At 72.0% G+C, this 10,127-nt stretch carries 1 protein-coding gene and 1 pseudogene; both read left to right on the top strand.

Features of this window, described 5'->3' with window-relative positions; translation table 11 throughout:
• Positions 1 to 1,623: condensation domain-containing protein (locus ACWELJ_RS31240; protein ID WP_452369686.1), on the top strand; the 1,623-nt coding region annotated here is incomplete at its 5' end.
• A gap of 204 nt (positions 1,624 to 1,827) precedes the next feature.
• Positions 1,828 to 10,119 (top strand): annotated as a pseudogene (locus ACWELJ_RS31235) (amino acid adenylation domain-containing protein); the annotation flags it as partial.
• Positions 10,120 to 10,127: the final 8 nt, after the last annotated feature.

Genomic DNA, 10,127 nt, shown 5'->3' with positions numbered 1-10,127 from the left:
CCGCTCGACCGGGCCCGCCCGGCCCGGCCGGTCATCGCGAGCGCGCGGGTCGACTATCTGGTGCCCGGTGAGATCCGGGCCCGGCTCGACCACATCGCCCGCGGCCGGGACGCGTCCTTGTTCACGGTCGTGCACGCGGCCGTCACGATTCTGCTGGCCCGGGTGTCCGGCGGCACCGACATCGTCACCGGCGCCGCCGTGCCGGGCCGCGTCGAGCGGGTGACGGCGGGCGTGGTCGGCGCGTTCGAGAACGTTGTCGCGCTGCGCGCCACCGTCGATCCCGCCGGCTGTTTCGACGACCTGGTGGTCGTGGCCCGCGACACCGCGCTGTCGGCCTTCGACAACGCCGATCTGCCGTTCGAACGGGTCGCCGAGGCGGTCACGCCCGATGCCCGGTCACTCGTGCAGGTCGTGCTGACGCCGCAGCACCACGAGCCGGCCGAATTCGAGGCGCCCGGACTGATCGCCGCGGAGGTGGACGCCGGCCTGACGGCCACCGAGTTCGATCTGCGGATCGGCCTCGACGCCCACCCGCCCGGCACCGACGGCGCACCGGGCGACCTCGCGGTCGTGTTCACCTATGCCCCGGCGCTTTTCGACGAGTCCACCGTCGAGGCACTGGGCGCCGGACTGATGCGGGTGCTCGCCGCGGCCGCCGCCGACCCCCGCACCCCGATGCGTGAGCTGCTGGACCGGGCTGTGCGGTCCCGCGCCGAGCCCGCGCCCGTCGTCCCGGCGGTGGTCACCACCGCGCCCGGCGCCGCGTTGCCGCGCTCGCTGTCGCTCGTGGTCGAGGACGACCCCGAGGGACCGGCCCTGGTCCGGGGCGAGGCATCGCTGTCGTATCGCGAGCTCGACGCGCGCTCCTCGCGGCTGTCGCGGGTCCTCATCGGACGTGGCTGCGGGCCCGGAACCGGGGTGGGCCTGCGGCTCGATCGCGGCGTCGACTGGGCCGTGGCCACCTGGGCGGTGCTCAAGGCCGGTGCCGCGGTGGTCCCGCTGGGCACGCTGGACCGCCTGCCCCCGGCCGGACTGGACATGAAGATCGGACTGACGACCGGCACGCCGACCATGGTGTCCGGCATCGACTGGCTCGCGCTCGACGACCCGGGCATGGCCGCCGAAATCGCCGCCGAATCCGCCGGGCCGGTGACCTACGCGCATCGCACCCGGGCCCTGCGCGGCGACGACATCGCCTTCAGCGGCCCCGGTCGCACCCCGCTGAGCTACGACACGATGGCGGCCCTGGTGCAGCGGATCCGGAGCGACACCGGCCTCACCTTCGAATCACGGACCTACCAGGCGGGTGCGGTGGATCATCCGCTCGCCGCACTGGAGGTCATCGCCTCCGGAAGCGCCGGCGCGTCGATGGTGCTGGCCGGCCCGGGCGCCGATCTCGCCGAGACCCTCGACGAGGAATGGGTCACCCACCTGTTCGCCGAGCACACCGTCCTGAACGAGCTCGGACGCCCCCGGCCGGAGGATCTTCGAGCCATCGTGGCGGACACCGTGCCGGACCCGTCCCGATGGCCGGGCGTCACCGCCAGCGCGCTGCCCGAGGTCCGCGTCCCGATGGATCCGCTGGTGACGCGCCCGGAGTGGCTCTCACGCTCGCGAGACTGAATACTGCTTGAGGGAGCGGGCGGGTGGCCTCACCTCCGAGTCGAGGTGAACGGCACCGCTACCCGCCGCGCCGAGTAACGCGGTCTCCGTGGATCCGATGGATTTCTTCGGTGCCGCGGTGTTGAGCAATACGGACAGGATGAGGACAAGCTGCATGATTCGGGTGGTCTGGGACCGGAACAACGAGCTCGCGGCGGTAGCGGCATGACCCGCACGGCCCGCGTCCGTCCCACTCGTACCCGTCGCCCTTCCTCGCCCACCCTGCCGCAGCTGCTGGCCACCGCGGTCGAGGCGAACCCGGACGGTACCGCGATCATCGTCGCCGACGCGGGCCGCACGCTCGCCCGGCTCGGCTACGCGGAGCTCGACGAGCGTTCCACCCGGCTGGCCCGCCTGCTCATCGACCGCGGCGTCGGTCCCGAGGATCTGGTGGCCGTGGCGGTGCCACGCTCGCTGGAATCGGTGCTGGCCGTCTGGGCGGTCGCCAAGACCGGCGCCGGATTCCTCCCGGTCGACCCCAATTACCCGGACGACCGGGTGCGGCACATGCTCTCCGACTCCGGCGCGGTGCTCGGCCTCACCATCGAGGCGCGGCGCTCCGCGCTGCCCGGCCTGGTCTCGTGGCTGGAACTCGACGCCGACGAACTGGATCGGGCCGCACAGCACTATTCGGCGGATCCGATCACCAACGCCGACCGGATTCGCCCGCTGCGCGCCGAGCACCCGGCGTACACCATCTACACCTCCGGTTCGACCGGTCTGCCCAAGGGCGTCGCGGTCACCCACACCGGGCTCGCGGCACTGACCGCCGAACAGCGCGAACGATTCGCCATCACCACCGAGTCGCGGGTGCTGCACGTGGCGTCGCCGTCGTTCGACGCCTCGGTGTTCGAGCTGCTCATGGCGGTCGGCTCGGGTGCGACGCTGGTGGTCAGCGCGCCCGAGGTCTACGGCGGCGACGATCTGCGGGCCTTGCTGGCTCGCGAGGCGGTCACCCACGCGGTGATCACGCCGTCCGTCCTGGCCTCGGTCGACCCCGCCGGTCTGGACGCGCTCGGCCTGGTCCTGGCCGCCGGTGAGGCCTGCCCGCCGGAGATCGTGCGGCGCTGGACCGCGCCGATCGCGGGTGGGCAGCGGCGATTGCTCAACGGATACGGCCCGACCGAGACCACCATCTGGGCCACCTGCGCCGAATTGCTACCCGAACGCCCGGTCACCATCGGCGGTCCGCTGCGCGGTGCGGCCGTGTACGTGCTGGACGAGCGGTTGCGACCGGTCCCCGCCGGCGTGGCCGGCGAGCTCTACGTGGGCGGTGCGCTGCTCGCGCGCGGCTACGTGGGGCGGCCGGACCTGACCGCGGCCCGATTCGTCGCGAACCCGTTCGAGTCGAACGGTTCCCGCCTGTACCGCACCGGCGACCTGGTCCGTGTCACCGGCGACGGTGAGCTGGAATACCTGGGCCGCAATGACTTCCAGGTCAAGATCCGCGGCCTGCGGATCGAGCTGGAAGAAATCGACGCCGTGCTCGCCGGGCACGACGACGTCGATTTCGCGGTCACGGTGGGCCACGAGATCGAGGGCCGGGCAACGGTTCTGGTCTCCTACGTCCATGCCGCGCCCGGCGCGACGGTGTCCGTCGACGAACTGGCCGCGCTGGCCGAGCGCTCACTGCCGCCGCACATGGTGCCCGGCGCGATCATGGTGCTGGACCGGATCCCGCTGACCCCCGTCGGCAAACTCGACCGCGCCGCCCTGCCGGAACCCGTCCTGTCGCAGACCGCTTTCCGGGCGCCGGAGACCCCGGCGCAGCAGGCCATCGCCCAGGTGCTGACCGAGGTGCTGAAGGTCGACCGGGTCGGCATCGACGACGACTTCTTCACGCTCGGCGTGGATTCCATCACCGCCATCCAGGTCGTGTCGCGGGCGCGCGCGTTGGGCCTGGGCTTCAAGCCCCGGGAGATGTTCGCCGCCCGCACCGTGGCCGCGCTGGCCGAGATCGCGGTGCCGGTCGAGGACGCCGCCGCCACCGAGGAACTCGCCACCGGACCGCTGGTCGAGCTGAGCGCCGAGGACGAGGCCCGGCTGCGCGAGCGCTACCCGACCATGTCCGAGGTGTGGCCGCTCACGCCGCTGCAGTCGGGCATGCTGTTCCACGCCCGCCTGGCCGAATCCTCCGTCGACGCCTACATGGTGCAGTTCGCCCTCGACCTGGCGGGCGAGATCGAGCTCCCGCGCGTGCACGCCGCGGCCCGCGCCATGCTGGACCGGCACGTGAACCTGCGCGTGGTCTTCGCCGAGGACAGCGCGGGCAATCCGCTGCAGGTCGTGCTCGATGACGTCGAATTGCCCTGGCAGTACCTCGATCTCAGCGACCGCGAGCCCGCCGAGGCCCGGGCCGAAGCCGACCGGCTGATGGCCTTCGATGTGGCCCGGCACTTCGACATGAGCGCCGGTCCGCTGCTGCGCGTGACCCTGTTCCGCACCGCGGCCGACCGATTCCGCCTGTGCGTCACCAGCCACCACATCCTCATCGACGGCTGGTCCATGCCGCTGCTGGTTCAGGACATGCTGCTGCTGTACGCCGCCGCCGGCGACGCGTCCCGGATCCCGGCGGTGCGGCCCTACCGCGACTACCTGGCCTGGCTGACGGCCCGCGATCACAGCGCGGCCCGCTCGGCGTGGCGGGCGGCGCTGGACGGCTTCACCGAGCCCACGCCGCTGGCCGCCGTCGATCCGTCGCATGAGATCACCTCGGGCATCGGCGAAATCGGCTTCGCACTGTCGGAGGCCGACACCGCCGCCCTCACCAAGGTCGCGCACGACGCGGGCGTCACGCTCAACACCGTCGTGCAGGCCGCGTGGGGTCTGCTCATCGGTCGCAGCACCGACCGCGACGACGTGGTCCTCGGGGCCACCGTGTCCGGCCGCCCGCCGCAACTGGCGGGCATCGAGACCATGATCGGCCTGTTCCTCAACGCCATTCCGGTGCGGGTGCGGCTGAACGCGGGCGACACCATCGCCCAGGTGCTGCGGAACCTGCAGGACGAGCAGGCCGCCCTGCTCGACCACCACCACGTCGGACTGGGCGAGATCCAGGAGATCGCCGGAGTCGACGGGCTTTTCGACTCCCTCGTCGTCTTCGCCTCCTTCCCGGTCGACGAGGAGTCCCTCGACGACGCCGCCGCGCCGATCGAGGGCGCCGGCATCCTCGGCGCGTCCGCCGTCAACGGCACCCACTACCCGCTCACCGTCATGGTGCAGCCGCGCGCCCGGGGCCTCAGCTTCGGCGTGAAGTACCTGCGCGACCTGTTCACCGAGGACGCGGCGCAGGCCATCGCCGACCGGCTCGCGGCGCTGCTGTCCCGCATCGCGGCGGACCCGCGGGCGCGGGTGTCGGCGATCGACGCGCTGCTCGACGGCGAACGCCGCGAACTCGCCGCGGTCAACGCGACCGACGTGCCCGAGCTGCAAGACGATTCGACGCTGCTCAGCCTGTTCGACGCGCAGGTGGCGCGGACCCCCGACGCCCCGGCGGTCGTCTTCGACCGCACCACGCTGACCTACGCCGAGCTCGACGCCCGCTCGCGCCGCCTCGCCCAGGAGCTCACCCTGCGCGGCGTCGGCGCCGAATCCCGGGTGGCCGTGGCCATGCGCCGCTCCATCGACCTGGTGGTGGCGGTCTACGCGGTGCTGCGTTCCGGCGGCGCGTACGTGCCGGTGGATCCGGATCATCCGGCCGAGCGCAACGAGTACGTGCTGGCCGGGTCCGCGCCGGTGTGCGTATTGACCCGCGCCGCCGACGATTTCGTCACCGATTCGGGTGTGCCGCTGCACTTTGTGGATCGCGAAGCGATTCCGTTGGGGGCGGCGGCGGGGCGACGGGAGGGCGACGCGCTCGCGGGCGCGGACCTGACCGTCGAGGTCGCGCCCGCGCCGGTGCGGCCCGACAACACCGCCTACGTCATCTACACCTCCGGTTCCACCGGCCGCCCCAAGGGCGTGGTGATCACCCACCGGCAGATGGCCAACCAGTTCCGCTGGTCGCAGCGCACCTACCCGCACCGCCCGGGCGATGTGGTGCTGCACAAGACGCCGATCACCTTCGACATCTCCACCTGGGAGCTGTTCTGGCCCCTGCAGACCGGCGCGACCGTCGTGGTGGCCGAGCCGGACGGGCACCGCGACCCGGCCTACATCGCGCGCATGATCGACGAGCACGCCGTCACCTCGGTGCATTTCGTGCCGTCCATGCTCGACGCCTACCTCGACGGCGCCGCCCGGCGGCATCCGTCGCTGCGCTGGGTGTTCGCCGCCGGTGAGGCGCTCACCGCCGAGAGCGCCGCGAAATTCGCCGCCGCCCTGCCGGATACGCGTCTCGTGAACTGGTACGGCCCCGCCGAGGCCACCGTGGTCACCGCCCATCCGGCCGAGCACGCGCACGGCGTCGCGGTGCCGATCGGCGGCCCCGTCGCCAACACCCGCGTCCTGGTGCTGGACCGCCAGCTGCGGCCGGTGCCGTTCGGCGCGGCCGGCGAACTCTACGTCGCGGGTGTGCAATTGGCGCGCGGCTACCTGGGCGCGCCCGCCCAGACCGCCGAGCGCTTCGTCGCCCACGAGGGCGGGCAGCGGCTCTACCGCACCGGCGATGTGGTCCGCTGGGTGCCGTCCGGGGCCGGTCACGCCCTGGAATACCTGGGCCGCAGCGACTTCCAGATCAAGCTGCGCGGCCAGCGCATCGAACTCGGCGAGATCGAGACCGTGCTGCTCGGCCACCCGGCCGTCCACCGGGCCGCGGTCTCCCTGGTCCGCGGCGAGACCGGCGACCGCCTCGTCGCCTACGTGGTGCTCGAGGACGGCGCCCAGGTGCGCTCCGCCTCCCCGCGCTTCGACGCGGACCTGCTCGCGTACACCCGCGAATCCGTCCCGTCGTACATGGTCCCCTCGGCCGTGGTGCGTCTGGACGCCATGCCGCTCAACGCGTCCGGCAAGCTGGACCGCAAGGCCCTGCCGGTGCCGGAGTTCCAGGCCCGCGAATACCGTGAGCCCGCCACCGCCGCCGAGCGCACCGTGGCCGAGATCTTCGCCGACGTGCTGCGCGCCGACCGGGTCGGCGCCGACGACGACTTCTTCGAACTGGGCGGCAACTCGCTCAACGCCACCCAGGTGGTGGCCCGTCTGGGCGCGGCCATCGGCGCGCGCGTCCCCGTGCGGGCGCTGTTCGAGCACCCGACGGTCGCCGAACTCGCGAATTCCCTGGGCGCGCTGGCCGATTCGGCGGCGTCCGATTCGGCCGCGACGCCGCTGCGGCCCATGCCGCGGCCCGAGCTGATCCCGTTGTCCTACGCGCAGCAGCGCATGTGGTTCCTCAACCGGCTCGACCCCGCCGCCGCCACCTACAACCTGCCCACCGCCTTGCGCGTCACCGGCCCGCTGGACGTGCCGGCGCTGCGCGACGCCGTGGCCGACCTGGTGGCCCGGCACGAGGTGTTGCGCACCTACTACCCCGAGCACGAGGGCGTCGGCCACCAGCTGATCATGGCCGTCGACGCGCCGGGCGCCATGCCGGCGCTGCCACTCGCGCAGATCACCGAAGCCGATGTGGCGCAGGTGGTTTCGGAGGTGGCGTTCGCGCCGTTCGATGTGACGGTGGCGCCGCCGTTGCGGCTGCGGTTGTTGCGGTTGGCCGAGGACGATCATGTGCTGGTGTGCGTGGTGCACCACATCGCCGGTGACGGATTCTCCGGTGGTCCGCTGACCCGTGACCTGATGACGGCCTACTTCGGTCGTCTCCAGGGGCAGGAGCCGCAGTGGACGCCGCTACCGGTGCAGTACGCGGATTACACGCTGTGGCAGCGTGAGGTCCTGGGTGACGAACACGATCCCACTTCGTCTCTCGCGCGCCAGTTCGAGTACTGGCGCACCGCCCTGGACGGTCTGCCGGATCAACTGGAACTCCCCACCGATCGCCCCCGGCCGGCGGTCGCCTCGGGTCGTGGCGCCGCGCACGGCTTCGATATCGACGCCGACGTGCACGCGGCGCTGAACCGGATCGCGCAGCAGCACAACACGACTCTGTTCATGGTGCTGCACGCGGCCTTCGCGGTGCTGTTGGCCCGCGTCTCGGGCACCCGCGACATCGCCATCGGCGCACCGATCGCGGGCCGTGGCGAGGCCGCGCTGGACGGTCTCATCGGCATGTTCGTCAACACCCTGGTGCTGCGCACCGAGGTCGACCCGAACACCTCCTTCGCCGACCTGCTCGCGGCGGTCCGCCGCACCGATCTGTCGGCTTTCGAGCACGCCGACGCGCCGTTCGAGCGGATCGTGGAACTGCTGGATCCGCCCCGCTCGCAGGCTCGCCACCCGTTGTTCCAGGTGTCGATGACCCTGCAGAACATGACCGCCGCCGTCTTCGAGCTGCCCGGCGTCACCATCTCGAACGTCGACCTGACCGTGCCGGTCGCGAAATTCGACCTGGATCTGACCATGGTCGAGCGGGTCTCCGCGGAGGGCGCGGCCGAGGGCATCTCCGCCGCCTTCACCTATGCCACGGATCTGTTCGATCCCGAGACGATGGACCGCCTGGCCCAGCGCCTGCGGCGCACGCTGGTCGCGGTCGCCGCGGATCCGGAACAGGCGGTCGGCGATGTCGACCTGCTGGCCGAGGACGAGCGCCGGCGGGTGCTGTCGGAGTGGAACGCCACGGCGGTGGATGTCACGGCCGGGCTGTCGGCGCCGGTGACCCTCCCGTCGCTGTTCGAGGCGCAGGCGTGGCGCACACCCGAGGCGGTCGCCCTGGTCAGTGGCGGCGAGCGCCTCACCTACGCCGGGTTCGCCGCGCGCGTGAACCAGCTGGCGCGACACCTGATCGCGGCCGGGGTCGGCCCGGAATCGCTGGTCGCACTGCATATCCGGCGTTCATCGGACTTCGTGATCGCCGCTTACGCGGTGCTGGCGGCCAGCGGCGCGTACGTGCCGCTGGATCCGGACCAGCCCGCCGAGCGCGTCACCTACGTCCTCGACACCGCCGATCCGGTCTGCGTACTCACCACCTCGCGGGACAGCTTCGACGCCGGGGACCGCCGCGTGATCGAGGTCGACACCACCGACGTCGCGGGCTACCGCGATCATCCGATCACCGACGCCGAACGTCGCGCGCCGTTGCTCCCCGGGCACATCGCCTACGTCATCTTCACCTCGGGTTCGACCGGCCGTCCCAAGGGCGTCGCCGTGCCGCACGCCGCCGCGGTGAACCAGATCCGCTGGATCACGGGCGAATACGGGCTCGGCGCCGAGGACGTGGTGCTGTTCAAGACCCCCGCGACCTTCGACGTCTCGGTGTGGGAGCTGTTCGGGCCGTTGGCCTCCGGCGGCCGCATGGTCGTGGCCACACCCGACGGCCACCGCGACCCGCTGTACCTGGCCGACGTCATCGCCGCGCACGGCGTCACCCTCACCTCGTTCGTCCCGTCGATGCTGCGGATGTTCGCGAGCAGCGCCGATCCCGAGCGCCTCGGTTCGGTGCGGGCGCTGCTGGTCGCCGGTGAGGCCTTCACCTCCGACGCCGTGGACGCCTTCCGGGCGATCAGCGCGGCCGAGCTGCACAATCTGTACGGGCCCACCGAATTCACCGTGCACGCCACCGCCGCGCCGGTCCCGGCCGACGTGTCCGGGGCCGTCCCGATCGGTGGGCCGGTCTGGAACACCCATGCCTACGTGCTGGATTCGCGACTGCACCCGGTCGCCCCCGGACTGGTGGGCGAGCTGTATCTGGCGGGTGCGCAGCTGGCGCGCGGCTACGCCGGGCGCCCGGACCTGACCGCGGAACGCTTCGTGGCCAGCCCCTTCGGCACCGGCGAGCGCATGTACCGCACCGGCGATCTGGTGCGGTGGAACGCCGAGGGACACCTGGTCTACCTGGGCCGCAGTGATTTCCAGGTGAAGCTGCGCGGCCTGCGCATCGAACTCGGCGAGATCGAGGCCGTCCTCGCCTCGCACGAATCCGTGGAACAGGCCGTGGTCGTGCTGCACTCGACCCCGCACACCGGTGACATGCTGGCCGCCTACGTGGTGCCGGCCGCCGACGCGATCGATCAGGACGCGTTGCGCACCTACACCAGTGCGCGCCTCCCGTCCTACATGGTTCCCGCCGCCACGGTGGTGCTGGACGCGATGCCGGTCAACGCCAACGGCAAACTCGACCGGAAGGCGCTGCCCGCACCGGAATTCGAGGCGCGGGCCTTCCGCGCTCCGATCTCCCCGACCGAGCAGTGTGTCGCGACCGTCTTCGCCGAGACCCTCGGTCTCGATCGGCCGGTCGGCCTGGACGACGACTTCTTCGCGCTCGGCGGCAACTCGCTGGTCGCCACCCAGGCGGTCGCGCGCCTCGGCGTGGCCCTGGACACCCGGGTTCCGGTCCGGCTGCTGTTCGACGCAAGGCGCGAACCGGATACAGTCGCTCGCCGTCCACGCCGATCGGCTCGCGGCTCGTGGTGAGCACCCGC

It is taken from the genome of Nocardia sp. NPDC004582, from assembly GCF_053602115.1.
The sequence above is the reverse complement of the archived record's forward strand: the minus strand, read 5'-3'. Positions and strand labels throughout refer to the sequence as shown.